The organism is Microcoleus sp. T3_B1 (assembly GCF_036700445.1).
Classification (GTDB): domain Bacteria; phylum Cyanobacteriota; class Cyanobacteriia; order Cyanobacteriales; family Microcoleaceae; genus Microcoleus.
Map to the genome: position 1 here is coordinate 66799 of NZ_JAUBOX010000027.1, position 26670 is coordinate 93468.

The 26670-nt window shown below is 42.9% G+C and carries 26 protein-coding genes and 2 pseudogenes; 6 read left to right on the plus strand and 22 right to left on the minus strand.

The window, feature by feature from the left end:
- Nucleotides 1-27: 27 nt before the first annotated feature.
- The 5 genes and pseudogenes from QT990_RS16600 to QT990_RS16620 form a co-directional block, all read right to left on the minus strand.
- The gene (locus QT990_RS16600; RefSeq protein ID WP_194074431.1) at nucleotides 28-387 is read right to left on the minus strand and encodes a four helix bundle protein; all 360 of its coding nucleotides are present in this window, start codon (nucleotides 385-387) and stop codon (nucleotides 28-30) included.
- A 196-nt stretch (nucleotides 388-583) separates the two neighbouring features.
- Nucleotides 584-1669: a hypothetical protein gene (locus tag QT990_RS16605; protein WP_333465506.1), complete on the minus strand. Its 1086-nt coding sequence runs from the start codon at nucleotides 1667-1669 to the stop codon at nucleotides 584-586.
- A 241-nt stretch (nucleotides 1670-1910) separates the two neighbouring features.
- Nucleotides 1911-2897 (minus strand): hypothetical protein, encoded by a 987-nt coding sequence (locus QT990_RS16610; protein WP_333465507.1) that lies wholly within the window; start codon nucleotides 2895-2897, stop codon nucleotides 1911-1913.
- A gap of 13 nt (nucleotides 2898-2910) precedes the next feature.
- Nucleotides 2911-4773, minus strand: coding sequence for a hypothetical protein (locus tag QT990_RS16615; RefSeq protein WP_333465508.1), 1863 nt, complete (start codon nucleotides 4771-4773; stop codon nucleotides 2911-2913).
- Between the two features lie 276 nt (nucleotides 4774-5049).
- Nucleotides 5050-5333 (minus strand): annotated as a pseudogene (locus QT990_RS16620) (ISAs1 family transposase); the annotation flags it as partial.
- Between the two features lie 309 nt (nucleotides 5334-5642).
- Between QT990_RS16620 and QT990_RS16625 the strand changes: the two are divergent.
- Nucleotides 5643-6818 (plus strand): hypothetical protein, encoded by a 1176-nt coding sequence (locus tag QT990_RS16625; protein WP_333465509.1) that lies wholly within the window; start codon nucleotides 5643-5645, stop codon nucleotides 6816-6818.
- A gap of 126 nt (nucleotides 6819-6944) precedes the next feature.
- Here QT990_RS16625 and QT990_RS16630 read toward each other — a convergent pair whose 3' ends face one another.
- The 3 genes from QT990_RS16630 to QT990_RS16640 form a co-directional block, all read right to left on the minus strand.
- Nucleotides 6945-8414, minus strand: coding sequence for a tetratricopeptide repeat protein (locus QT990_RS16630; RefSeq protein WP_333465510.1), 1470 nt, complete (start codon nucleotides 8412-8414; stop codon nucleotides 6945-6947).
- A 128-nt stretch (nucleotides 8415-8542) separates the two neighbouring features.
- Nucleotides 8543-8818 carry a DUF6753 family protein gene (locus tag QT990_RS16635; RefSeq protein ID WP_333465511.1) on the minus strand — a complete coding sequence of 92 codons (276 nt, stop codon included), beginning with the start codon at nucleotides 8816-8818 and terminating at the stop codon, nucleotides 8543-8545.
- A gap of 109 nt (nucleotides 8819-8927) precedes the next feature.
- Complete coding sequence (locus tag QT990_RS16640; RefSeq protein WP_333465512.1) at nucleotides 8928-12287, minus strand: hypothetical protein; 3360 nt, start codon at nucleotides 12285-12287, stop codon at nucleotides 8928-8930.
- Between the two features lie 189 nt (nucleotides 12288-12476).
- Here QT990_RS16640 and QT990_RS16645 point away from each other — a divergent pair, with 189 nt between their 5' ends.
- The gene (locus QT990_RS16645) at nucleotides 12477-12701 is read left to right on the plus strand and encodes a hypothetical protein (RefSeq protein ID WP_333412921.1); all 225 of its coding nucleotides are present in this window, start codon (nucleotides 12477-12479) and stop codon (nucleotides 12699-12701) included.
- Between the two features lie 246 nt (nucleotides 12702-12947).
- On the opposite strand, the gene QT990_RS16650 is transcribed toward QT990_RS16645, so the two are convergent.
- Together QT990_RS16650 and QT990_RS16655 are read right to left on the minus strand one after the other, a co-directional pair.
- The gene (locus QT990_RS16650) at nucleotides 12948-13571 is read right to left on the minus strand and encodes a siphovirus Gp157 family protein (RefSeq protein ID WP_333412923.1); all 624 of its coding nucleotides are present in this window, start codon (nucleotides 13569-13571) and stop codon (nucleotides 12948-12950) included.
- Between the two features lie 2 nt (nucleotides 13572-13573).
- Nucleotides 13574-13747: a hypothetical protein gene (locus tag QT990_RS16655; RefSeq protein ID WP_333465513.1), complete on the minus strand. Its 174-nt coding sequence runs from the start codon at nucleotides 13745-13747 to the stop codon at nucleotides 13574-13576.
- Nucleotides 13748-13812: 65 nt separating this feature from the next.
- Between QT990_RS16655 and QT990_RS16660 the strand changes: the two genes are divergently transcribed.
- Both QT990_RS16660 and QT990_RS16665 read left to right on the plus strand, forming a co-directional pair.
- Nucleotides 13813-14922 (plus strand): hypothetical protein, encoded by a 1110-nt coding sequence (locus QT990_RS16660; protein WP_333465514.1) that lies wholly within the window; start codon nucleotides 13813-13815, stop codon nucleotides 14920-14922.
- Nucleotides 14923-14996: 74 nt separating this feature from the next.
- The gene (locus QT990_RS16665) at nucleotides 14997-16043 is read left to right on the plus strand and encodes a Fic family protein (RefSeq protein WP_333465515.1); all 1047 of its coding nucleotides are present in this window, start codon (nucleotides 14997-14999) and stop codon (nucleotides 16041-16043) included.
- 148 nt (nucleotides 16044-16191) lie between these two features.
- Here QT990_RS16665 and QT990_RS16670 read toward each other — a convergent pair whose 3' ends face one another.
- From QT990_RS16670 to QT990_RS16700, 7 genes are all read right to left on the minus strand, one after another.
- Nucleotides 16192-16524 (minus strand): XisI protein, encoded by a 333-nt coding sequence (locus QT990_RS16670; protein WP_333412931.1) that lies wholly within the window; start codon nucleotides 16522-16524, stop codon nucleotides 16192-16194.
- Complete coding sequence (locus QT990_RS16675) at nucleotides 16512-16928, minus strand: element excision factor XisH family protein (RefSeq protein ID WP_333147955.1); 417 nt, start codon at nucleotides 16926-16928, stop codon at nucleotides 16512-16514. Before QT990_RS16675 ends, QT990_RS16670 begins: the two co-directional genes overlap by 13 nt.
- 318 nt (nucleotides 16929-17246) lie before the next feature.
- The gene (locus QT990_RS16680) at nucleotides 17247-17585 is read right to left on the minus strand and encodes a hypothetical protein (protein WP_333147953.1); all 339 of its coding nucleotides are present in this window, start codon (nucleotides 17583-17585) and stop codon (nucleotides 17247-17249) included.
- A 291-nt stretch (nucleotides 17586-17876) separates the two neighbouring features.
- Nucleotides 17877-19502: a relaxase/mobilization nuclease domain-containing protein gene (locus QT990_RS16685; protein ID WP_333465516.1), complete on the minus strand. Its 1626-nt coding sequence runs from the start codon at nucleotides 19500-19502 to the stop codon at nucleotides 17877-17879.
- A gap of 65 nt (nucleotides 19503-19567) precedes the next feature.
- Complete coding sequence (locus QT990_RS16690; protein WP_333465517.1) at nucleotides 19568-19969, minus strand: plasmid mobilization protein; 402 nt, start codon at nucleotides 19967-19969, stop codon at nucleotides 19568-19570.
- A 204-nt stretch (nucleotides 19970-20173) separates the two neighbouring features.
- Nucleotides 20174-20359, minus strand: coding sequence for a hypothetical protein (locus QT990_RS16695; RefSeq protein WP_333465518.1), 186 nt, complete (start codon nucleotides 20357-20359; stop codon nucleotides 20174-20176).
- A 47-nt stretch (nucleotides 20360-20406) separates the two neighbouring features.
- On the minus strand, nucleotides 20407-20589 hold the full coding sequence (locus tag QT990_RS16700; protein ID WP_333465519.1) for a hypothetical protein: 183 nt from the start codon (nucleotides 20587-20589) through the stop codon (nucleotides 20407-20409).
- A gap of 378 nt (nucleotides 20590-20967) precedes the next feature.
- On the opposite strand from QT990_RS16700, the gene QT990_RS16705 reads away from it, so the two are divergent.
- Both QT990_RS16705 and QT990_RS16710 read left to right on the plus strand, forming a co-directional pair.
- Nucleotides 20968-21096 carry a hypothetical protein gene (locus tag QT990_RS16705; protein WP_333465520.1) on the plus strand — a complete coding sequence of 43 codons (129 nt, stop codon included), beginning with the start codon at nucleotides 20968-20970 and terminating at the stop codon, nucleotides 21094-21096.
- Nucleotides 21097-21956: 860 nt separating this feature from the next.
- Nucleotides 21957-22804 (plus strand): annotated as a pseudogene (locus QT990_RS16710) (IS630 family transposase).
- Between the two features lie 42 nt (nucleotides 22805-22846).
- On the opposite strand, the gene QT990_RS16715 reads toward QT990_RS16710, so the two are convergent.
- The 5 genes from QT990_RS16715 to QT990_RS16735 all read right to left on the minus strand — a co-directional run.
- Nucleotides 22847-23017 carry a hypothetical protein gene (locus QT990_RS16715; protein WP_333465521.1) on the minus strand — a complete coding sequence of 57 codons (171 nt, stop codon included), beginning with the start codon at nucleotides 23015-23017 and terminating at the stop codon, nucleotides 22847-22849.
- 492 nt (nucleotides 23018-23509) lie between these two features.
- On the minus strand, nucleotides 23510-23845 hold the full coding sequence (locus QT990_RS16720; protein WP_333465522.1) for a hypothetical protein: 336 nt from the start codon (nucleotides 23843-23845) through the stop codon (nucleotides 23510-23512).
- 6 nt (nucleotides 23846-23851) lie between these two features.
- Nucleotides 23852-24241 carry a hypothetical protein gene (locus QT990_RS16725; RefSeq protein ID WP_333465523.1) on the minus strand — a complete coding sequence of 130 codons (390 nt, stop codon included), beginning with the start codon at nucleotides 24239-24241 and terminating at the stop codon, nucleotides 23852-23854.
- Between the two features lie 703 nt (nucleotides 24242-24944).
- Nucleotides 24945-25118: a hypothetical protein gene (locus tag QT990_RS16730; protein WP_333465524.1), complete on the minus strand. Its 174-nt coding sequence runs from the start codon at nucleotides 25116-25118 to the stop codon at nucleotides 24945-24947.
- A gap of 709 nt (nucleotides 25119-25827) precedes the next feature.
- On the minus strand, nucleotides 25828-26670 hold an 843-nt coding region (locus QT990_RS16735), incomplete at its 5' end, for an ATP-binding protein (protein WP_333465525.1).

The window sequence follows — 26670 nt, forward strand, 5'->3', positions numbered from 1 at the left end:
CCTTCCTTCCCCTTCCCCCTCCCCTTCTTAAGTACGAGATGCTAATTTTCTAGCAGCAGACAAAAGAAGGCGAAGGCACTCGTCAATTTCTTGGCAGAGGACATCACTATCTTGTTGATTGATATAGCCAAGCTCAGTGGCTATCCATACATGGGTATCAACTTCTCGCAATGAGCCTTCAGCTATGTGTAAAAATCGGACATAATCAGTTGTTGTATTGCGTCCATAGCCTTCAGCAATGTTGGCAGGTACAGAAACCGCAGCTCGACGAAGCTGATTAGTAAGACCATACAGTTCCTCCTTGGGAAATTTTTTGGTAATCTCGTAACACTTCACAGCTAACTTTGCTGTTCTTTGCCAAATAAATTGTTCGCGATGGGATGACATAATTAATCTCCTTAAATTAAAGGGTAGAGAGTTGAGGAATCAAAGGCTAGAAGTTTTTACAAAAAATTAAAGGGTAGAGAGTTGAGGAATCAAAGGCTAGAAGTTTTTACAAATTTTATGATAATCTAAGCCCAGAAAAATCTATCACAATTTCCTTTCCCTTCCCCTTCCCCTTCCCCTTCCCCTTCCCCTTCCCCTAGATCAGTTTTCCGGCAAGAACACCGATCGCGTTACTGGCAATATCTGTAAGCTGTTTAGTGCTATTGGCGATCGCACTGTACAAAGCAGTTCCTCCACCCTTGGCTATTAACACGGCTAGAACGGGAGAAAAGACAGCTAAAAAGAATAAAAAGGCGATATCTGTAACTAACTCTGCATCAGATTTGACAATCACTACGGCGACTAAGCCAACGACGATGTTGTAGCCCAATTGCACTCCAAATAAGGACATAAATCCTATTAACCAAGCCCAAATTGGTTTTCCTTGCAGTGGCAATAGTGATAAACCCATTGCCAGAGGCCCGAATAAAGCTGTTAGCAACAAGGCTGCTTCTAAAATATTGACAAATGCCCACTGTACTGATCTAAGAATTAAGCGAATGATGGGCAAGACAGTAGACCTAAAAACTTGTCCTGCAAAATCGCCATTTCCTATATCCTGAAGATTGGCAACATTGCCTAAGTTTTCGACAAATCGCTGCAAGCTTTTGAGAGGTCCTCCATTTTGCTGTTCGGCTGCCTGGAGGATTTGTTGAGCGGACTGTTTTTTGCTGTTCCAACATTCCACTAAAGCTGATCCAACTTTGCCCTGACATTCGCTGTAGAGTTTTTCGATTTCTTCTTTGCCAGCACTGGTGAGGTTAACGTCGCTCAGGGCAGTTCGGAAGGTCATTTCTCCGACTTGAATTTTCATAATTTCTTGAACTTGAGTGCTGCCTACAGCTTTGATGAATTTGACGCTTTCAGCTAAGACTTTACCGTTGTTGCTGAGAAATACTACAATTACGAGTGGCCAGATAAACATGGCTACTAGCTCTGACCAAGACTGTTTTTCGATGATTTCTTTGCCACTGGTGACAGCGAGGTAAGTAACAGATATTCCCGCCAGAATTAGTCCTAGTTTGACTAAGGCAATCCAGAGAGAGGATTCTTGAGTGTTAAAGGTGTTAAACCAAACTAAATTCCACGATTCGACGGTTTTTTGAGAGACTTCTATAGCGTCAGATAGAGTGTCCAGGGCTTGTCCTGCTGTGCTAGTTTGGGCGATTAGTTGTGTCAGCATCTTTGGAAGGGGAGGGGGAAGGGGAAGGGGAAGGAGAGGGGGAGAGTGGGAGAGGGGGAGAAAGAGGGAGAGGGGGAGAAAGAGGGAGAGGGGGAGAAAGAGGGAGAGGGGGAGAAAGAGGGAGAGGGGGAGAGTGGGAGAGTGGGAGAGAACAAGCGGGACAAGCGGAAACAGGAAACCCTTATCCCCTCACCCTCTCACCCCATTCCCCCCCTCTCCCCCTCCCCACTCCCCACTCCCCTTATTCACCCAAGGTGATGCCTCCCGGCATTTGAAACAGTCCGGCTTGAGTAGAAGAAGCGGTAGCCGCCGCAGCATCCTGCCGTCTCTGGGCTGTGTTAATTTCGTTGAGTTCTTCAGCTTGTTGAGCGTTGAGAATGTTGGCAAAACTGCGATCAATTTGAGCTTGCTGGCCCTGCATGACTAAGGCACTTTGATTTTCTGCTGATAAGGCTGCTTGCTTAGCTGCGATCGCACTTTGTTGAGATATGTTTCTCATAATGTTCTGTGTGACATCTTGACCTTCTGAATCAGCACCCAATTCCATTGAATTTTGGCTCTCGCGATTAGTTTTCTCTACGTTTTGTTGGACAATTTCTTTCAGAGTCGCTTGCTTTTGTTGAGCTTCTTTACTGAGAGTGGCTTTATTGGCTTCACTGACAGCACTTTCTCTTTCTGCGAGTTCTGCGGTATTCTCTTTGAGGCTGTAAGAATCTTGCGGTCTCTTCTCTAAAACAGCGGATATTTTTGTCCCTTCGCTTTCGGAGGTGTTGCCGTCCATTATGCTTTTAACTGCTTCTTTTAGGTCGGGAACTTTCAGTTCTCCCAGGAATGAAGAGAGGGTTGACTCTATTTCACTGCTGAAATTTTCTACTTTGTTTAACAAATTGTCCCAGATGCCTGAGATACTGTCGGAGATGGTGGAGATGGTATCTGAAATTTCGCCTGTTATGCCGCTAATTGTGTTTTCTCTACCTCCTATTTCTTTCGGGTTGTTCAAGAAGTTATTAGCTGATTGTTGGATTTGGCTTTCTATTTGTTGATTGGCAACTGTGAAGCTGGAGCGGTTGGAAGTGCTGCTGTTAGGATTGTTTGAGGTGGGAAGCTGTGTTGCAGTCGGATTGCTGTCAGAGGTTTGAGCTTTTGCTTCAACAGAATTTAGTATTAAGCTCAGCCAAATTGCAGGAATGCCGAGGGCAAGTTTGACAAGAAATTTCGGTGATTTCATCGGTTTTCTCCGTCTAGCTAGCAATAAGGTCTTGAGGGGATTTGTGTCCATTGATATCAGTGACTCCATTCTTGCCAATATTAGCTAATGAACGCCCTTCTTTAACGGCTTGTACATATTCAGAGGCAAATTGTTTGAGTGCTAGCAGTTGCCCTTTTAACGTATTGGGATATTGAGCCATCACTCGGGCGCGGGCCATCAATTCAGCTTGATTGTTAGCCACACTTGCTAATATCATTTCGCCTGGATAGTATCGGCTTTGCCAGAAACGACCTCCTTTTTCAATTAGCCAATTGGAATAAAGGTCGGCAGCTCTGGGAAGGAAAGCTTCTGTGGCATTCTGGCTAATAATTTCAGCCGGATACCCCAAATTTTTGATCCAAGAAGTGGCTCCGTTTGATGTCAATCTTCCGGTAATTCGATACACCATGTTTTGCATAATCATAGTTCCCGCACTACAATCGCAAATACTGTCGATATCTTGGGCTAGCAAAAGCACTGAAATGCCATTTTTTCTACCCACTGCACAGAGTTCGCCTACTACTTCAGCAAATCCATCTTTTTTAAACAAAATCGAAAGTTCGTCTCCGATAAATAGGCTTTTAGGGTGAGAAAGTGCGTTGCGGATGCAAGCAGCGTGGGCGTTAATGGCCATTAAATACTGGTCTTGTTCGTTGCCCAGACCGCTAAGGGCAAAAAACTTAACAGCGGGTTCGGGTGAAAATGTACTCGGTCTGCCAATTGCTTTCCCTAAAGGTGACGCTAGTAAGGCGTTACATTGAGTGGTAATTTGGTTGATGGCAATGCGGTCTAAGTCGGTAAAGTTTGGCAGATTTAGTTGCTCTTTCGTGCAGAATTTTAGGAGGTTTTTGAGGGTTGGCATTTCTTGCCACGCGGTCGATTTCCAGCCTTTTTCAAAGGCCGTATTGTAGCGCTCGATAATGTCTGGGTCTTCTAGAAATTTTTTCAGAGTTAGCAGCAAAATGGCATCGACTCGCTGCGCTAATTTTGGGTCGCGGACTTTGCCCATGCTGATAATAGTCAGCGCTTTTCTGATAAACTCTTTCCATTGGTCTAGTCGGCGCGATCGCTCTTCTCTGTCAAAACGCCTCAAATCGGGTATTTCGAGTAGATTCGAGCTGCCAGAAGTGATGTCGTAGTACGCACCATCGTCGCCTAACAGTTTCACTGCTGTCTCAAAGGTACTGCCGCTTCCTGCTGAGATATCCATACCGACTACTGGGATATTAGCGGCTATTGCATCTGCTGCAAATCGCCATCCCAAAACACTTTTACCGGAACCAGACTCGCCTGTTATGACAGCGCGGCTGGTTTGGTTGTGCATGAGGTCAACGTACACGGGTTTGCCACCAAAGGTGATGAATTCAACTCCTTTTGAGTCGATGTCCCTTACAGCAGTTAAGGGCAAAATACCGGGGACAGTTTCGGTGTCTAAGGTGAGGCGGCGTTCGTTAATTAGCGAACTGCTGTGCAACAGCCAGCTTACAGTAATGGGCAAAGTTTCTAGCCACAGTTGCCAAGCAATGTTGCGCTCTCTTAATACCTTGGCAGAGCCGAAGCTGTGGGAGAGCATTTGGCAAGCGTGTGTTAGTTGCTCCGGGGTTGGTCGGTAGACTAAGAAGGTGACAGCAGCGTGAATTGCTCTTGCACCTTTGTATATTTTTTTCTGGGCTTCAAAGGATTCTTCCTGTTTGACTTCTGCTCCTACATCGCGACCTTGACCTTTTTCTAAAGCGCGTTTTTTGGCAGTTTTAGATTGTTTAGCTTGCCTTGCTAAGTTGTCTTGAATAATAAAGTTGGGAGCGGCGCTAATTTCGACAACGGCTTCAGTATCGCGGACGTAGCTGTTGCTCATAATTTTCCAGAGCCATTGCAGTTGCTCTCTGGTATTTATCCATCCTCCTGGTCAGGGGGAACGCATCTTATTGAACACTGATGAACAGTGGTGAGTATATTTTAAGATAAATTCACCATTATTAGAAGCTATAGACACACCTTGTAATGACTTTTTAGAGAAAAGAGAAACTAATTAATGGGGGTCTTTACTTGCTGCCATTTTTGAGAAAATAAAAAGCTTACAACCACTGTTTACAAGTTGTATAATAGTTAGCAATGAGTTATTGGTGAGAATTTAGTTAACTGAAATAGCGAGAATTTTAGTCAAATAGTCATCATCCCATCCGGCTCGAAGTCGCTTATTTTTTTTCCTGTTTTTGAGTTTTTTTCTTGATTCAAAAGATTTCGTGAGATGTGTCTAAGAATAGCAAAGTTTTGCGGAGCATTGTCTTTCCTGATCCGACAATCATCTTCGCGAAAACCCACATCTAATACCCAATGTAAAGAATTTTCAATTTCCCAATGGCTGCGGACTGATTCACCAAGCTTTTGAGCATTATTTGGTAAACTACTAACGAACTCTGATTAAATGTTTGGTAGGTCCTCAATAATTATTCTCCAATATACCAGCAATACTTCGGACAGTTTTTTAACGGCCCTGTAAGCCTTACGGAGGAAGCCCTGCCATTTTTAACGGATTTTCTGAAACTTAGGGCTGAACTTAAACCTTGAAAAAATAGTCCAGCATATAGCCAGCAAGGGTTTAGGACACTAGACTATATCTAAAACTGTCCGAATTATTGATACCAGGTTATGTTAACATAAGATTTAGATGCGTTCGCCCTGGAGGCAAGAATTGTGGTTACAGAAAGGAAACTTATTTGTCAGTTGAATTACGGAACTGAAACTGTTATGGCGGATGTGGTTATTTCCCAGTCCGACGACTGCTCTGTTATTGCCACCATAACTCCGCATCGACAGATTAGTTTGATTTCTTCAAACGTAGATTGTTTTCTAGAAAGTATTCCTAATTGTTTATCTTCACTTTTGCTAAAAACAACACCCGTGACAATTTCAGAACAAAATAACCAGTTAAAAGCGAAGTTAGGTGTAGCAGAGCTTGAAGTGCAGAAGCTTCCTTCAGATAAAGATATAGTTTCAGTCCGAATGTATTTAACTAACCTATGTCCATATTTTTCCAAACCAAATATAAAAAAATTTGATATTAATATTACAGGACAGCCACGAGTTGTATTATCTGCTCACAAAGAAGGAGCGACAGAAGTAGGGATATCAAATATTGCTGAAGTTTCTCAAATCCGATACTCTGATTTAGAGAATATCAAAAACTTCATTAATTCAATATGCTGGCTTTGTTCTTTCGCCTCTGGACGGCTTTCCGCAGTTGCCAGAATGGAGGTACTACGTAACGAAGAACTTATATACCAGGAACTTACATCTGTTGATACTACACTGAACCAAGGGCCTCAAGTCATCTATGATGTAGACGATCTAACCCAGTTCATTGAACACAGCTACAATTACTATCAGCAGATTGCTACCACATACAACCTGAATAATTTAATTAACTTAGGTATTCTGGCTAAGCATACACCTTATATAGAGGTTAAAACTCTATTAATGTGTAACTTTCTGGAAGTATTGCGTTATAATTATGCACTAAACGTTGGCTGTCTCAGTGGAGTTTTTCGGCAAATTCGTGACAATAATTTTGAGTGGTTGAGTGGTGCAAACCGTGGAAAAAAAGCCTCTTTTAATGAAATATTGACAAGATTATGTGACAGCAATAGCATCATTTCTGGTGAGTTTAGTAGGGATTTCACCAATATTCGCAATGAGATCGTACATACTGGGAATATAACTGGCTCAAATTCTCTGGAAAAAATCCAAAAATATCAAGACTTACACCATTTCTGCGATCGAGTGATACTTGCTCTTCTCCAATGGAATTTAGTCTCAGGTCACTATATACCGAGAAATTGCCCCAATAACCCGAATCCAGCAGTTTTAGGAGTTAACCGGGTGGCATTTACAAACGAGTGATGGGTCGCGGGGAGTTACATAAATGTAGGACGGAAAAGTTGTATGAAACTAGGAAAATCAGAAAATTGCATATTTCACAATACAAGTGTTAACTCTATTAGAAAGCAGGTTTTGCCTGATGTAACTTCAGACACTCTGCCATAAAAAACAAGCTAATCCGAGACAAATTAGAGCTATAAACCAGATTCCAGAAAGTAAGAGAACTGCGCCTAAAGATCCAACCCCTAAAGCAATCAGTTTCTTAACTTTGTTTTCACTACTATAGTCGGATGGATTTTCAAAATTCGTTAAGCTTGAACTACTGGAGGGATTGGATTCGAGGGTTTTCTCTTGTTCTCTCTCTCCTACAACTATAATTTTCTTTTCCAGTTCTAGCCAACATTTATTAGGATCAACTTCTACTCCTTTACACTCAACATCCCACTGATTCTCCATCGAGTAAAACACAGCCATGTAATTACTAGCTAACCAAGGATCAATTGATGCTGAACATACATTTGGATAGGTTCCATTTAATTTTTTATAAGCAGCGAGACAAGCCTTTGTGCAAACAATAAACTCTTCTAAATGCTCTTTTACAAGCTCATAACTTGCAGGTTTTGATGACAAGCTTTTGTCAGTGGAGTCAACCATTGGAAGGAGACACCAGATATTTTTAGACGGGGTATCTAAATCTTTTTCCAATTGTGCCCCGATAGAGAGATTGTTTCCTACTGGCATACACTGTAGCAAAGCACCATCTTCTGGAAAAATTTGTGTGATACACCTTGCTTTAGAGATTCTTTTGCCACTTTTTTTTAGCTGATCAATTAAATCATCTTGACTTTTGAAAGAATCGTACACAGATTCTAACCTTGGTTGCTCAACTAGATCGTAATCTCTACAACCGAGAAGATTCAGAAAAGCATTTGCTCGAAGGGCTGACTGCCTATTGTTCTGGTTAAGAAAAAGATTTTGGGTAATCTTGCCATCCTGTACAGCCTTTTGAATATCCCCCAATTGATAAAAGGTAGTAGCCCTATTCATATAAGCATCCGCGTAATCAGCTTTAAGTTGAATAGCACGGGTGTAGTCTTCCAGAGCACTATTATGTTCACCTAGCTCATTTTTCATATAGCCTCGGCTGTAGTAAGCTTCAGCATAATTAGGATCTAGCTGGATTGCTGCACTTAAGTTTTTTATTGCTGCCCTTAAATCACCCCTCTGAAAATCAAGACTAGCTCGGTTAAAGTAATCCTTTGAATCAGTGCTAGAAATTTTAAGATTTGCGGTAACTAGAACACTTTGACCACAGCCAGAAAAAGCCACAAGAATTTGCTCAGATGGATCTGTTATTTCATCCATCTTTGCTTGTACCAGGCGAATAATCTCCCTATCGTTATTAGCAAATTTAGGTAAGTCGCTTCTCGGAACATAAGCCAACTCTGATATGTCAATGTCAATACAGTTGTTTTCATCTAGATGCACACCCACGAAAATCAGACCAATTCCATGATCTTGATAGCCTTTTTGAGCAATTTTCGTAAAGCTATCCTTCGCACCATAAACCATCGTCTGGGCGTATTGTTCTAACTGCTCTTTAGATACAAGAGACATATTGACACCTCAATCTCCTAGAGTGTTTTGTTTGATTGTCTTATTAACTCAGCTAAATATCTAACCTGAACTTAAGGTAGTATTACATGAGTAAACCAATCCTATCAAAGCACCAATACCCAACGTTGTCAACAGGATACCCCCCGCCCGCGTTCATAAGTCGCCAGAGTCTTATTAATCCGTCCCACCCACTGATCGCACGCTAACTCAAAATCCTCTGGTTTCGGACTCTCTTGAATCAGCATCTCCAATCGACCAATAGCCAACAAAATCAAAAAGATCGGGTCAGTTGGCTCAATTTTTCCCTTAAAAGCCAACTCCAAAACTTTGCGCCTGTACTCCTCAGATTGCCCCTCTAAAGCAAGATTAAGCAAAGATTTAGTATCAACAACACCATAACTCATGGCAACATCTCCATAGTTTCAAATGCTTCGTAAGCCGACAACATAAACGACTTAATTCGCTGCCGTCCCAGCACACCGAGTTCCTGGCTATTCCTTGCCAAATCAAAAGTTATTCCCTGACAAGGATTTTAGTTGCTCCAGTTTGGTTATATGCTTCAGAAATTGCATCCTTCAGCAGTTGTGAGAGGTGGACGGGGATTGCAGCAATGTCTTCAGGTTGAGACGGCGAGCGCTCTTGAGAAGAAGTTGGCGGTACGGATGCCGAGCGCCCTTGAGCAGGAGTTGGTGATACGGATGGCGATCGCCCTTGACGAGGGGTTGGGGATACGGATTGCGATCGCTCTTGACAAGGAGTTGGCGCGACTTCTGAAAGTTCCTCAACTGATTCAATTAGTCGCACAGAGCTAGGGTTGATGTTTAAGATTAGAGCACTACCTTTAGGCGAGGGTTCAATAGTGGCCTCAAAGGTAGTGCCGATCGGCAATTTAGGTGAATTAGCAGAGAACATGGCTAATTCTTGTCCGTCAAGGAGGACAATAGGGCTACCGTCGCGCCTCGAACCGCTACCGCTAACAGAGCCAACCTCAAAAGTCAATGTTTTCTGCCTCCATTTTGGACTGCTAAAGTCAACATCTTTCAAGTCATTGTACTTCTGCCCAATCAGTTCCGCTCTGTCAAACTGAAAGGTTTGCAATTGCTGGCAAATTTCATCCGTAAATAGGTTGAGAACCAATGCTGCTTTAGGTGTTTGGTTTTGGGACTCAAGCCAAGTATAATCTGCAGGAGCTACAATGCGTGAACTCACATCTTTGGTGCGACCAAGACCATCGCGGTAAGTTAAGTCTAAACTGTCGATGTCGTTGACATTTTCGCAAAACTTCTTCTCAAGAATTCCCACCAGTTTGTCGCTGGGTTCAATTAAGGCAAAATTGACCATTGGCAGGCTCGGATGCAAAGTTGCTTCATATTTAATGCCTTTGCTGTCTAACAATTCTTTCCAATGTCCCGCTAAGTCTTTGCCAACTGGCTGTCGCTTCTTATCCCTGACAGTCTTATTGCTGCCGTCGAGTTCAAATTCCTCGAAAGGGACACTCAGAACGTAAGTGTCTTTTGGCATTGCTTCGTGGAGTCGCTCGTACTCAGGTTCAAGGTTGAATTCAATCAGCAGTTGGCGAGAAAGTTCCTTACAAGCTTTGCGAGGGACTTCTAAGTTGGGATTTGCGGTTTCGACGTGCCACATAGCACTAGCAGCTAAAAACCGTTCTTCAGGGTCAGTCCAAGCTTCGGTCACATCGGCTCTTAAGCTCTCGTATAACTTGCTGACGGCTTCTTTAATTGCCTTAGAATCGCCGCCGCACTCCAAGTGAATTTCGCCCATCCTTTCTCGATAGCGTTCCTTAATATCTTGCGCCCACCTGACATAATGTTTCTCCCAATTTTCTCGCTCATCTACGTCAGAAGGAGACTCGAACAGGTAGCGAAACTCGTCGCGGTGGCGGCTTTTTAGACGAGTCGGTTCCCACTCTGGGTTAACAGCCTCCCTAGCAATGCAATTGATAGCGGTGCCGTCTCCTATAGGTAATGGCACGGTTTTGTAAAGCCTGGGGTCGTCTTTGTAGTCAAATAGGTAGCTTGGGTGCTGTTCTGACCACTGCTTAGCCTTGGACAACAAGGTGGGGTGGTGGTCTTCGGTACGAGTAGCACTTTTGGGACTGTCCACTTCAATTTGCAGGGCATCAAATAGCTTTCCAAGAAGCTGCCGCTTCTGTTGATTGAATAAACTTTCTGGCTGTCCCGGTTCTGCTGCTGATGATTGCACTCTCCCGATTAAGGTAGCCACCCAGCCGATTTTATTTTGGGCGATCGCTACGGCAATTTGCCGCAATTTGGTATACTTGCGATCGCCATCACTATCGGTAGCTTTATTGTAGTCAACTTTCTCTCGCTTCTCAACTGCATCGTACTCATTCTCTTGATTAGCGTGCCTGGTTTCAGAGGCGATATTGGGCATTCGGGAAGCAGGCGTAATCACTAATTGATCGCCGTCAAAATCGCATTGATGATGCTGCATGGCTTGGTCAGAGCGAATGAAAACGCACCCTTTGTACTGCGTTAATGCGCGATGGCTTTTGTTGTCTACTGTGTAGCGACGGATGTTATCTTTACTGACAATTGGGTATCGGGTAACGATAACTTCTGTGCCGTGTCGCAAGTGGGGGGCAACAATTGTACCGGGTTGGAGGTTTTCACAAGGTTGAGCCATTGCTGAACCATGATGAATTGTTCCTTTAATTGCTAAGTCTTTCCACTTTTTAGCCAGTTGTTCTTGCATGAAATCGACGACTTTGGGAAAGTCGAGGAGTTGACCGAGTTTGTCGTTCCTCAAAATTGAAATTAGCCGGGATTCGTTGCGTTGGGCTTTTTCATCTGTTTCGTCTTCTAATCCGCTGCTGTCTTCGTGAAGGCTAGATTGAAAAGCAGCTTTTTTGTCGTGCTGCTCCACTAAGTATTTGGCAAGTTGCAGCCGGTTATTTTGCAAGTCAGCTAGCTTTTGGGCTTCAATTTTGGTCGGTGTCGCGATGTCAGCCTGAATAGCTGGTTCAGAATACCAAATCGAAAATTGCCAGGAATTTTCGTATTCAGTTACTTTGGCGTTGCCTCGATTTCCTAGTATAGCTTTGGGAAATTCGTAGTCACCACAGGGGATAAGTTCAGCTAATTGCTCTTTAGCAACTCCTTTGATAGAGGAGCGATCCATGATGATATCATAATCCAAGTCGGAGGTTAAATTAGCATCAGGCAACAGCGTTCCTTTGGCAAGAAAGCTAATTTCTGGAGTGTGGCAGTCTTCTTGTCCCCATTCCTGCATCCAGGCAAATCTGAATTGAAAAGGTCGGTTGTAATTCCCTCCTAATTGTTGGGCTAGTGCCGGTGAAATTTTACCGTGACAGTCTCCGGTTTGCCACTTATGAGCTTTCGCTTTTTCACTTTGGTCATCGCTTTGAGAATCAACAATTTTGAGTCGCAAGGTTTCGCCGTCAAGGGAGCTATCTAACAATTTGGCTCCTTGGTTGCAACTGCTAACTAGCAGTGAGCCGTAGCGACAGGCGTGGTCGGGTTGAGTTTTGAATACGCTCAACAGTTTGGTTGAGAGTTCTTTGTCTGCAAAATACACATTTTTGCCGGAGCTGAAAGCAACTCTTCTGCCAATGCCATCTCCAAAGTCGATGTTTTTTAGAGGGTCGAAGCTGCTATCATTTGGGTCTGGTTTAACGATGGTTAGGGATGCTAATTCTTCAGGTTCAAAAAGCAGTTCAAGCAGGGAGTTACGCAGCACTTCTGATTCAGCTTGGTACCGCCCTTGTGCTCTACCGTCAGCCAAGGACATATCAAAGACTGGGATTTTTAGTCCTTCCCCAGCTACCCATTCTGTGGAGCGATGTTCTGGGGTAAGTTTTCTTCTGCTCATTGATTAGCTCCTGAATCCTAGTTTTTACATTTTTAGGACTTACGCACAGTAATAGTCCAGATTTTGACAAGGTTTTTCCTTCAAAAATTCCTGCTACTGAATGATATTTACCCCCTCCAATTGGAGGGGTTTAGAAGAAAGAAGTAGCGTGTTACAATCAGAATGACAATCCCAATATGGAGAAAAAAAGTGAAAGTAGTTCGCACAACTACGGCTATGGAAAGCCAACGGGATTATTTCTATGATAGCGATAGCGATGCACTTGCTCGCGTTGCTTTGGGAGAAGGTGAAAACAGTCAGCAGTTTGGCGGTTTGAACCTAGATGCTAACGGGGTTATTAAAGGTAGAGCATCAAAGTTGTTCAACGTCACCGAAGAACAAGTGGAGAACCCTCAATACTGGATTGATTTATAAGAGATACCGACCGAAATTAAGTCTTCGCTCTTACAAACAAAACAAGCGTTTCACATTCTAATTCGGAAATGTCTAATTCAGGCAAGTCTAAGTCGGAGGTGTCTACTATAGCTTTTCTCACGGATAGGAGGTACACAAGATTATCTGAATATCAGGATTTTCAAGCCTTGGTATATACCTCATTTACCTGAGAAAGGCTATAATTCAGGTGTCAGAGCAAGGCATTTCTGACACCTGAAAAGATGGCTAACGCCGTTTTTTGAGCTGCGTTTTTTCCGAAGAACGACTCTCAAGCGTCTGGTTGGCTTGAAGAGAGTGCAAATTGTTACCGGGAAGCAAGCTGTAGACCACTTTGCGCTTGCGGAAAACCCTAGTGCCATCTACAGGCATTCCTTGTTTCCAAGCGTCTGCAATCGCCTTTTTGTCGGCAGAAATTACGGTTTTGGTTTCGACTCGGCGATAAGGTTCTGGCAGTTGAGATGAGTCAATCAAAACTTCACAGGTAGGTGGATTTTCCTTAACAGTAATGCGGCGGTGTTTGCCGATAACTTCAGAAGTTAACACGCCACACTCGTTGAAGTAGAGAACGGTTTTATCTAAGCGCTCTCTCCACCCCTGGAGTTTGTTGATAGCTTTTGAATGCAGTTCTATCAAATACTGCATCCGGGCGGTAATTCCTGCAATTTCGGCATCAATTTGGTCGGCTAAGTCGGCATGGGCATCAACAGCAAGTTCCTGGGTTTCTTGGGTTTGCCAAAGGGATTGCAGCAGTTGATCGATTTCTTCTGAGCTTTCTGCTGACTCTAGTTGATGCCAAAGTTGAGCCGCAGTTATTGAACTTTGAGCAAGCGTCGCTGTGGCTAAATTCATGCTTAGTATCCTCCGTTGATGCAGGTGTGATAATAATCGCGGCGTTCTTCGAGTTGAGTAAGCGCAGCCATTGTTGCCGCGTCGGATTTAAGAGAGATTTGTTTGTCCTTTTGTATTTTGCTAACTGGTTGAGAATGAGTTAAATTTTGTGAGTTTGACTGGGTGATTTTTTGCATACAATTCAAAAAAATTTCTTAAAAATAGCGCGACCGCGCTCTTAAAAAAAGGAGTATTTAAAGTTATGAATTATCCTATAGTTTTTTACCCAAAAGTGGTAATGCAGTTCTGCCATCAATATCCTTTGCCAGAGGCAACTTCTAGTTGTGCCACCTCATCCCAACTTCAAGAAACTCAACAATTCGGGAAACCTGTTGTTTTGCTGACTCCGCCTCAACCACCTGTGGTGTTACCTGTCAAGTTGCTGTGGTTAATTTGGGTGTCTTGGCTGTATGGTGCGATCGCTTTCCCGCTGATTGCTATATCGTGGGGTTGGCTGTGGTGGGAAATGCTGTTGGTAGTAGCTGCTTATTCATGTTTAATTGCGGCTGCTTATAGTTATGTGTTTGGTTGCCGTCAAAAAATGCTATCCAGGTATAAGCAGCAAGTTCTTGAGTACAATCAACAAAATATATTATCCCAACAAGAGATATTATCCCAACAAAAAAGATTATCCCAACAAGAGACGTTATCCAACAAACAGCAGGAATTTTCTAGTTTTAAGCTAGGAAAAGAAGGGTTGCAGACAGTTTTTACAAGTGTAAAAATTGACTTACAGCACAGAAATCGATTGCTCAAGGATTTGATGTCACTTCGCGTTAGTCCTAATGGCACATCTCAAGCTCGGCAAGGAGTGAGTGAACAACGCTTTTTGCAATACTTACAGCAATATTTCGAGGAAGTTGTCCAAGCAGCAGAGTTTAAAATTCCGTTATCTCAGAGGAGCTATTCAGCAGATTTTACTGTAATTCACACTCCATCTGGACTCGGAATTGATGTCGAGATTGATGAACCTTATGCTGGCAAATCTAAGAAGCCCACTCACTGCTGCGATGCTGACAGCGATATGCGCCGCAATCAATTATTCTTAGAGTGGAATTGGATTGTGGTTAGGTTTACTGAAAAGCAGGTGGTTCAGGCTCCTTTGAGCTGTTGCAAATTTGTGGCTATGGCAATTGCTGAAGTAACGGGCGATCGCTCTTATTTAAAGCAACTGGAAACTGAACCCGATTTGCTGAGCGTCAAACCTTGGACAACAAGAGAGGCAAGGGCTATGGCTAAAACCAACTATCGCCTTACTTATTTACCTGGATTTGGCGTCGGTTCTGCTTGCGATCGGGTTTCAAAGTTTTGATGCGAGCGCCCGCAATATCCGAGTTATTGACTGCAATAAATGTTTATAATTAATACAAAGGAGATCAAATAGATATGCTGTCATTTGAAGAGGGGTTCATTGAAAGTCAACAGCTCAACCAAAGACTTCTGCAAACGATTCGCTTAGTTGGAGAATACAAGGGAAAGCAGGAGTTATTCAAACAACAAGCCCCACAAGTTTTAGGCACTTTGCGCCAAGCTGCGGTTATTCAGAGTACCGAATCTTCTAACCGCATTGAAGGCATTACTGTGCCGCTAGAACGGATTAAGAAATTAGTAACTGAAAAAACAACGCCGCGCGATCGTTCAGAACAAGAAATTGCGGGTTATCGGGACGTGCTAACTACAATTCACACCAGTTATACCCACATTCCTTTTAGTACAGGGGTTATTTTACAACTGCACCGCGACCTTTACCAATTTGCTGTTAATACAGGCGGGCGCTGGAAAACAGTGGATAATGAAATTAGCGCTACTTATCCTGATGGGACTAAAGTGGTGAGGTTTCAACCTACTCCCGCTTATGCTACTCCTGCGGCAATGGAACGCCTGCAAGAACGGTTTAATCGCCTCTGGGAATCGGGCGAGATAGAACCTTTATTGCTGATTCCAACTTATATTTTGGATTTCTTGTGCATTCATCCATTTTTAGATGGAAACGGGCGGATGGCAAGGTTGCTGACTTTGTTGCTGCTATACAAAGCCGGTTATGAGGTGGGGCGATTTATTAGCTTAGAACGGATTGTGGAGAGAACTAAGGAAAGCTATTACGATACGCTTTACCAATCTTCCCAAGGATGGCATGAAGGGCAGCATAACCTGTTACCTTGGTGGGAGTATTTCTTGGGAGTCATGCTGCTATCAGCTTATCGGGAGTTTGAGCAGCGGGTAGGATATGTTACATCCGCAAAAGGAACTAAAACGGCGATCGTATTGGATGCGATTAACAATTTGCCTCAAGAATTCTCTATTAGGGAATTGCAGGAACGGTGTCCCACAGTGGGAATTGATTTGATTCGCCGTCTATTGCGCCGGGAAAGGGATGCGGGGCGTTTGGAATGTCGGGGGCGAGGAGTTGAGGCGCATTGGCGAAAGCAATAGATACAGTAATTATCCACAAGCAACTGGGTGTTAAGTTTAAGTACGAAATATAACACCCAGTGGCAAAAATTATACAAGCTGACGAAAGCGGTTCAGTATTAAAAATTTAGCCTTCAAAAAAGCTAATTTTTTAACATTTAAGCGTAATTTATCCGATTGCAAATTCACTTAATTTTCGCATATTAGGGGGGTCAAAGCCAAGTATAATGTCTTGCTTAGGAACTCCTAATTCTACAAGTTCGTTGGCAATACCTACCTCGGTTCCATCCTGCTGAATCCAAATTTTATTGTCGATAATATCCAGGTGCAAAACCGGGCCATAAATTCGCCGCTGATTGCGCCAGCCCACATATACTAATTGATAATGATCGCGCTCGGTATCAAAGATAGTTTGAGCCTGAATTCGCTCATCCCACACAAGACTAGCGTGTTGGGAGAGCAGATTTTGGATGTGCTGCCTATAAAGGTCTACATTTGCCATTGTGCGATCGCCTCCTGCTCTATATCGTAAACAATTAAATGAATTTGATTTTGTTGAATTAAAGACTGAATAAACCCCATTGTGAAAAAACTATCGTAGACATTGCTGGGTACAGCTAGGTATAAAGTGCGGTCAGTTTCTTGTTGTTGTAAAGCTGCTCGATAACTAATAAATTGTCCTAAAGCTGTGTAAAACTGGGAGATTTTGGACGGGCCAATAAAGCTTTTAATTTCAACGGCAATTTTCTGTCCGTCTTTTTCGGCCGCCACCACCTTTTCGGCACCCAAGTCGATGTAAAGTTCTAGAGTTCCTGCCTGTAAAGTGTATGGATCGTGAGTAATCTGCCATCCATCTTTCTGGAGAGCGATTTTAACGACTTCGTGAAAGACATCTTTAGCAGACATAGCTGTACTGACTCGTTGTGTTTAATATCTTCGATAGTTTTATTTCAAGTATATACGCTATTCATCTGAAAGCGATGTTCTCGGGCAGCGCCACAAAACTTTGCCCCTCGACCTTTTTTAGATCAGAAGAAGCCTTTCGTCCAAATATGATTGTGCAGCCGACGTAGTGTTGCGCCCGACGACTCGAACATATCGGCTTGTTCTTAGTGCAGGAGATACACCTATGGTGCTATGAGAGGAAGACCATTTTTGGATGTGGCGAAAAATGTTTGCTATTGGCTGCCGGAGAAACAAACTTATCTCTCCGGCATCATTTAATTACCAGTCGATTTTTAGATCGCAGTTTTTGTGGCTGTCGTGGCTGCTACCATTGCTGCTACCATTTTTGGTGTCGTTGTTGTTACGGTTGCTGCTTTCGAGAGGGAATTGGAAGTTTAAGGCCAGCAGCTCTTGCTCGATAATTGACTTTCTGTCTCGGACTTTTTTGTCTCTCAAAAGTCGCAGAGCGTGGATTATTTTGTCGATCGTTTGATAGCTTGTTTGTTGAAAATTCAAGACAAGTGTTGTTTGCCGGTCCATAATGTACAGTTGGTTTTCTGTTTGGTGGACGAAGGTTAAATTATTGAAGTAGTAGGTGTTGGTTTGTGAGACTTCCATTTTTTATCTCCGATACTTTATTTTTTGGCGCGACAGCGCTCATTTTTTTTTGTACTAAATTTTACGAAAAAACGTATAAATAATTTATTGTTATCAAGGTCGGCTCACAAAAAAAATGAGCAAGCGCCGTCTCAAGTTACTTAGCCAAATCAGGAAAAATAGTTGATAAATAAATCTATTCATAAATTGGTAATACTTAGTGGCAGCGCTATGAGTAATTTAGGTTGCAAGTAGAAAATTTGTTAAGTAGCATTTTTATTAGACAATACTCACTTTGTCAGGGAACCATAACTAATCCAATTCAATTTCTTGGATGCGCCGTTTATACTGTTGGTTATTTTGTTTATGAGTTTGCTGTTCTTGCTCAATTAATTGTATCCAGATATCATTCCAACTTGACTGTGGATTAACAAGTTCTGCGTTCGGTAGCAGCGCGCTCGCATTTCGAGCGAGCTGAGAATTTTCGGCAATCGCTATAATAACGCTATCGAGTTCTTGTAAGAATTGTATAGGCAGTTGTGAAGCTCGTTCAATTCCTAGGTAAATTGTGGGTGGTGGTGTAGAGTTATCCTGGCTATTTTCCTGTTCAATAAGCAAAATTGAAAGGGCTTCGATTGGGTTACAAGCAATCACAGCTCGCTCAATTTCTCCAGTAGTGGCTACCCAGAAAGCAGCTTCAGATGACAGGGGATGGCTTGTAGTAAAGTTGCCTCTTTCATCTAAAACAAAAGCGAAGCTGGCTTCCCCCTCAAGCGTCCGTGCCGTAAAGACAGCTTTTTCTGAGTTGGCATACAACCAAGAATGAGAGTGTAATAAATCAAGCAATTCAAAAGGTAAACTGTACTCGACTGCTAGATGCGATCGCACTTTTTGCCACTGAGTTTCATTCCTTTCAGGCAGGATTGACAGTTGTAACTCTAACTCATTTGGTGTTGCAGGAATTGCAGGAGTTGCAGGCGCGCTTGCTACTAACTCAGATTGTGACAACTCTAACTCATTTGGTGTTGCAGGAATTGCAGGAGTTGCAGGCGCGGTTGCTGCTAACTCGGATTGTGACGACTCTAGCTCATTTTCCTCTGCCTCACTGGGGGCGATAGCTAAGTGTTGTGGCTGCATTAAAGCCTCAATTAGGGCGTTATCTCGCCCTTTGTCATAGCTAACGCCTCGATGCTTCTGCAATCCAGAAAAAGTGTAGGCTTTACCCAACTGAGTGCCACTTAAAGCGACTCCATCTAAATTGTAAGAAATGCCTTTACTGAAGCCGATTCCAGTTCGAGTCAATCCGACTTGTACCTCTACGCTTTGTTGCTGCAACTGCTCAACGAATTCTGGCATACTTGGGTTGTCTTGGGTAACTTCATCAATTAGGTCTTGCAATTGCACCCTGACGCTCTTGTTTCCCTTGTTTTTTAATTGCCTGTGTTCTCCTGTAGTCTGAGCTCGCTTGTCTGTTTCCCAACTGGGTGTAACAGTTTCCAGGTTGTAGTTCCGTTCGAGTTGGCGAATAGTTTCTTGGCTTTTGTAATAATCCCAGCTATCGTCAACAACACCTCCATCTAGGCAAATGCGACTGGCGACGATGTGGATGTGGTCGTGTTCTGTATCGCTGTGTTTGACAACTGCATACTGGTTGTTGTCAAATTCCATCGCTTTCATGTAGTTGGCTGCGATAGCCAGCCAGCGCTGGTCATTTTCTTCAGAATCTTCTAGTTTTTCGGTGCTTGCAACAGATAAAGTGGCGTGAAAAACTGCTACTTTCAGGTTAGGTCTTAGTTGTCGGGCGATGCCAAATTCAGCAGCGAGTTCTTCAGGAGTCTGTCCGCACATAGTACCGCCAATTAGAGTGGCGTCTTTTTTGCCCAGCACGTAGTTTAGACAGCCCCGAAAGCCTGTACCTTTGATTTGTTTGCCAATCATAACCGAAAAAGCGTCAGTTGCACAGCATCGATTGCTCAGGCGGTAAAGCCCAGGCTTGTTAATAATTAGCGTACTGTAGATTTGGCGAGGTTTGCAACCATAGCTTTAATTGCACCCCCGTTTTCTCGAATGAGTTGCTGTACGCTTTCTAAGAGTCCTGTATTGACAACAACGGGTTCTCTCAATGCCACAGCACTATTGCAAGCTTTAGTAAGTTGATTGAGGTTGTTTCCTGCAATTCTAAGTTGGGCATCAATCTTGCATAAAACTTGATAGGCTTTTAAGTCAAATGCAGCTAGAGGGCGTGGCATGGTTCTCCTCAAAGCTGCACGGCGCATGAAGTCGCTCATGCTCAAATTTACTTGCTCTGCTCTTGCTTTGATTTGATTGTAGTCTGAGTCAGTGAGGCGAATGTGAATATGGTTGGATAGCAGCTCTCTAGATTTGACTTCCGGTAAAGTTTTCATAGTTTTTAATCAGTAAAAGTCTCTTGCCAAGATACAAGTTAACAACTGTAATTAAAAACCGCTAGTCAGGTGATTTTATCCCCTCCAATTGGAGAGGGCTATTAGAGGGTTTATCAAAGTAGAGACTGACCATACCCAACTCTAACTTAATTTAATTTGTTTGTATGAATTATAGCGACTGAGGCGATCGCAGTGGAAGGACGATTAAACGTCTGACCGCGATAGCTGGCTAACAAGAGAGCGAGCAATGCGATCGATCGCGCTACCCAAGTGCGATGGGAAAGTTGTGGCAATTGATGCCTGTGCTGCCACAAAAGCCGCCACAACAGCAGGAGCAATGTGAGCAATCGGCACAGCCGAAGAGCGGCTAAAAATCAAGCGCCTTGACACCTAGGATTCCCCATTCATAAGGGTAAATTATTTTGTCTCAGCACTAATTAATCATGGTTTGCGATCGCAAAAACATTGCTTGCTACCGAGAGAGAACAGCCGTAACCAGCCTCAGCAAGCAAAGGCAGTCCTTGCACAAAAAAGCAGTAAAGGAACAGTAAAATGCAGACGGAAAGCAGGATATTTTCGGGTAAATACAGGTAGAGTACAGTCCCTGCAAATGCCTGCATTCTCACGCTCTTTTGTACAGCAACTACCTGACTTTATACTGTAAATGCCTGTGTTGCGAGCGATCGCTACTTACAGTCGAGGGCTATCGTGTTGGCAACTGTAAAAGTCAACGCATACTCCGCCTTTCGAGCGCTCGACCTTCGTCATTAACAACGGACGATCGTCCGATGTTTGAAATAAAGGAAAGCTGTTTCTTTTATTCGACCGCAAATTATTCTCATTCGTGAGAGGCCCAATAACCGAATAATTACGAAGGTTGGATGAAAGATTGCGAATTATGCGAATTATTCGCTCCCTCCACTTTCATTCAATCTTGTGCTCGAAGTTCCGTGACCTCCTACGCACTCGGTTTACAGTAGCCGTGAGGAAACGACCGCTTGGTTTACAGTAGCCGTGAGGAAACGGCGGGCTTGGTTTACAGCAGTCGTGAGGGAACGACCGCTTGGTTTACAGCAGTCGATCGACTTTCAGTTATCAATGGTCGTTATAGTTCTTCACCTTATTAATACAGATAGTAAGCTCTATTCATGGGGTGCATTATTTTTATATCTGAAATATAAAGTCGCCGTTTGTGATCACAAAACCATTGCTTGCTACCGAGAGAGAACAACTATAACCAGTCCCAACAGGTCAAGGCACGAACAGCACAAAAAAGCAGCAATTTGACCTAACAATTCAGGCGTTTGCTGTATATTTTCCGATACAATCAGAGAGAATGCAGTCCCTGCAAAAGCCTGAATTCTACCTGTTTTTCTACAGCAAATGCCTGACTTTATACGGCACTTGCCTGACTTTAGCGCTCCACAAAAATTAGTGATTTTTTAGTGTTTTTAACAAAAACTGGATTGATTTAATAGTCAAGTTACGGTATCTAAATTGAATTAAAAATCAAGTTTCATAAGTGCGAATAAATTGGCAGCGTAGCAGCCGTTATGTCAGCCTTGACAGTTGCATAAATTGCTGTTGTCGGACCCGCGCTTTGCAATCGGCTAGACTGTTGGTATGAAGGCAGGTTAAGAGCAGACTCTCTAAGGTGTCTTAAGGGCGAGAGAGTCTGTAATCGTTGCAACGCCGGTCAAGGAAATCAAATTTCCCCGCCTATCCATTTATAGAAATAGTAATTTCTTATTCCCTATCGAGTTATCGGGGAATCAACCAGGAGCAATCAGACTGCCCAACAAGCCGATCGCTCCTGGTTTCTCCGTGGTTAGCAAGGAAAAATCAAAGAGCGGCAGACCTAGGAAAACTTTTGGCAATATGCGTTTTTATGAGATCGCCCATCACCTTTTATAGTCATTTCAAATAAATGTGAGACAAATGCAAGATGATGTAAAATCAAGAAAAATTGTTAACTCGGAGCCGAAAAATGGCATACAGTCTAGATTTGAGAAAAAGAGTAGTGGATTATGTGGAAAATGGAGGGGGTATAACCAAAGCCGCTGCCCTGTTTAAAGTAGGAAGAGCAACAATATACAGATGGCTAGGGAGGGAAGACCTTCGAGCCACCAAGGTAGAACACCGTGAGCGAAAGATAGACTGGGAAGCACTCAGAAAAGATGTAGAAGAAAATCCCGAAGCAAGATTAATAGAAAGAGCAAGGAAATTCGGGGTGAGAGCGAGTGCCATATGCTATGCTTTAAAGAAAATGAAAATTACGAGAAAAAAAAAGAATTTCGTTATAAAGAAAGGAATAGAGAAGAAAGAATAAAATACTACCAAACACTGAGAAATTTAATTAAAGTTAATGGTAGTAAAAGCCTTGTATTTATTGATGAATCAGGATTTGAAGAGTTTCATGCTTGTGTTTATGCGTGGTCAAAAAAAGGAAAAAAAGTATATGGAGATAGACAAGGAAAACGGGGAAAAAGAGAAAACTTAGTAGCAGGAAGAAGAAAAGAAAACAAGGACTTGATTGCACCTATGGTCTTTACAGGGAGCTTGAATGCAGAAAGTTTTGAAGGGTGGTTAGCTTTATATTTATTGCCATCTTTAACAATACCATCAATATTAATCATGGATAATGCACCGATTCATCGTAAGACAGCAATTAGACTCCTGGTGGAGGAAGCAGGTCATCAGATACTTTTTTTACCAAAATACTCTCCTGACTTAAATGATATTGAGCATGATTTTAGTGCATTAAAGAGAGCTATAATGTATTCGCATTCTGCCACATCTCTTGATGAGATTATTCGCGCTTATTGTGCAAATTAGTGTCTCATTTTTATTTGAAATAACTATAGCTGCTTAAACTCTTCAAATTGCGTCTTGCCAACTATCGCCACAATATCGACCGATGCAAGAAAGGTGCGCGTCGATTGCCTCTGCAAAATCCTCCTCAATAGCTGAAGCTACGGCGCCAGATTGGTAGCCGTGAGCCTGTTTGATTCTATGAGCTCCGTCGTGGGCGATCGAGCTGTCGCTCAAGCCGATCGCTCGTTACCCAGGTGTGACGGGAGGAATTGACGCCAGTGCTGCTACGAAGTTGTCACAACAACAGGAGCAATGTGAGCAGCCGGCACAGTCGAAGAGCGGGTAAAAATCAAGCCCCTTGACACCTAGGATGCCCCATTCATAAGGGTGCATTATTTTTTGTCAGCACTATAAAATTATGGTTTGCGATCGCAAAAACATTGCTTGCTACTAATCAAGAACAGCCATAACCAGTCCCAACAGGTCAAGGCATGAACAGCACAAAAAAGCAGTAATTTTACAGGCCAATGCAGGCTTTTGCTGGACATTTTCCGATCAAAACAGGTATGGTGCAGTCCCTGCAAATACCTGTATTCTGACGCTCTTTTGTACAGCAAACACCTGATTTTGTACAGCAAATGCCTGACTTTAGCTGACGCAAAAATTAGCTATTTTTTAGCGTTTTTAACAAAAACTGAGTATCGGCTCAATAAGTAGGGGTAACAGTTAATCTAGTTGCCAAGACAAGCCCAAGGGATGAAGAGAAGACTTGGAGCGAATAATAGTAGATAGAGAGGGAATAACTCCAAGTTGAGAAATTCGATCACGCACATAATCAAAAAAACTGATTCCCAACTGACGAGTAGTAGCAACAAGAGACATAAAAGTATCCCATGCCTGAGTACCTTCAATCGTCCCAGTTGCATAGCTAATATTACGCCGCTGCACCATAGTTCTGGCAGCTAACTCAGCCGGATTATTGTGTAAAGGTAATTCAGGATGCTCTAAAACTCTCAGCAACTCGAATGCTTTTCCAGCAGTTAATTCTTTGCGCTCATCCAACAATTCCTAGCCACTCGGAGTTTCAAAAAGCAGCCGAAATTTAGCCTTTAAAGGCTGTGCAGCTTCGGGACTGGGAGCGTATGAGTAAGCTAATAATTCCCGATAATAATCCCAAAAATCTTCGATAAACTGCCCTAAAATTACTTGATGGCAAGCGAATACCGGGATTAACTTCTTGTAATATCTTCCCTCGTGTACCCAACATAACGCTCGCTCGGCAGTGATTAACTTGAATTGCTTTCTATCATCACAACAGAGGGTTTGTACGACTGGGCAATCTGTTTGGTGATGATAGAAAGCAATAGCTGCTGCTTCCCTAATCCGGGTAACTTGTTGAGCGCCCAGTTTGGGTACATACTTATTGAGTAGGTGATTAAACTGTGCCTCACTCAACACAGTTCCTTGGGGTAATAGCTTGAGAGCATTCTGCCATTTAGTCGGGATTTTGAAGTCCCCAATTAGTGAGAATGTCAGTGGATTCAGAATAAATTTTAGTTCTCGTCCGGGCTGTAATCCTTTGAGAACAGTCAGTCTATCTTTATTAGCTGTTGTGAAGTAGACTGTATATAAAGGGTTGCAGATGATATTGGTGGTATGGTTGACTCCACCTACACGCGCGCCAGTTTGGTCGAAGTGTTGCCTGCAGACTACTCGCTAGTCCTGAATTATAAACTTCTTGTTTCTCGGTTTCAAAAAGGCATTGGTTTTTGATTAATAGGTTGGATAAATAACCCGCTGATATAGAAATACCTAAATCGGCTAAAAACTCCAGTAGTTTGCCTTGCGTCATATTGCCCCCTAGCGTACAAACTGATGATTAAGGCTTTGATTCCTGGTCCAAATTCTCCTTCGTAGCCCATTGGTAATTCTGCTACATAAGTTTTTCCGACTGAGGGTGAGTAATATTTCTGTTTGCGAAATAATATGTTGTCGGTTGCCAAGCTGATATCTTGGATGATTACTTGTTCGTATCCTTTAAATTCTGCGTCTGCTGGTAGTTGGTATGCAAGGATATTCTAGTATTTCTTCTCGAGCTATTTTAATTGTGGCTTTCTTACTGCCTTTGCTGTGCTTTTTTGGCGTTTTTCGTTCTTTCTCGCTATGAGTGCTGGCTTTTGAATCCTTTGGACTTGGCTTTGATGTCTGGTTTTCCTTGCTCTCCTTTCAATCGGTTGTTTTCATCTTTTAACCGTTGATTCTCTGACTCCAAGTCTTTGACTTTTAATTGTAATTGTTCTATGAGGTTCAGTAAAAGCTCTACTTTATGACGCATGGATTCGTCTGCAATCCCTGGGGGGTCGATGGTTTGCAGTATATTGGAGGATGACTTGTAGGCGTGAAATAATCTTTTGCGTCATGTGTCTTATTTTATGACACTTTGTGCACTCTGCTTACTTTTTTTTCTCTGCTACCCCTACTTATTGAGCCGATACAAAACTGAATTGATTTAATAGTCAAGTTGCGGTATCTAAATTGAATTAAAAATCAAGTTGAGCAAGTGTGAGAAAATGGGCAACACAGCAGCCGTTATACCAGCCTCATTGGTGACAAGTTAAGACTTAATTGCATTTGTCAATCAGTAATATTACTCAAAAAAACTGCTTTTTTAGGAGTGGAAAATTTACGATTTGAGAGGGAGTAGGTATAAATATCATGGGAGGCATAATTCCTCGATCGCCCAAATCTCAGTTTTATGCCCAAAATCCGAGTAAATGTTGAGCATAATTGCTGATTGACAAATGCTTTCTTAGCTTAACTTGTTACCAATGCTCCTAAATGAACAAAAAGCTGCCAGAGTTCGTTCCAGTCTCTTTGACCTTTTTGGTCTTTAGTTAGTGTCTGGCCGGGTCGCGCCGGACTCGGGAGGGTGGATAAATACGACAAGTAAAAAGTTGTATTTTTGGCATTTCTGGAAACTTTGCAGATGATTGAAGCAGAGATTGGATCTCAACGCAAAAACGGGATGCTTCCCAGCAAACAGTTTATCTCGACGCATAACTGCCTAAGTCTTCATCCAAAATTATCTTGCCAATTTTCTGATATTCTCGGCGCGTGGCGCGAATGAGATGGGACATCCTGACATCATCAGCCTTTTCAGCAGCAGCTAGAAATGCTGCTGCTAGGGCGATATTGCGGATATTTCCACCAGCTATCTCGAAGCGACGTGCCATAAATTCTAAATCTAAATCTGCACCGAGAGGGGTTGAATCAGGAAATATCTTTTGCCAAATTTGGTATCGTTCGGCTTCCTTGGGAAAGGGAAATCCGATAATAAAACTCAGTCGGCGGGTAAAGGCATCGTCGATATTATTTGCTAAATTGGTGGTGAGTATGGCGATGCCTTCATATTCTTCCATTTTTTGCAAGAGGTAGCCGATTTCTATGTTGGCGTAGCGATCGCGCGCGTCTTTGACTTCGGAACGCTTGCCAAATAAGGCATCGGCTTCGTCAAATAACAGGATGGCGTTGGATGTGGCGGCGGCGGTGAAAATGCGATCGAGATTTTTCTCGGTTTCGCCGATATATTTGCTGACGATTTGGGATAAATCTATTTTATAGAGGTCGAGCTGCAATTCGCGGGCGATCGCTTCGGCTGCCATTGTTTTTCCTGTTCCGGGCACGCCTGTAAACAGCGCGTTTATCCCTTTTCCCATCGAAAACTGATTGTCAAACCCCCACTCGGACAGGACTTTGGTTTGATGTTGTGCCCGATCGCAGATTTCACGCAAGTGCGTTTTTTGCTCCTCAGGCAGGACAATATTTTCTAAGCGATATTTGGGTTCGATATGAAGAGCGAGTTGGGTGAGGTCGTGACCGGATTGGGC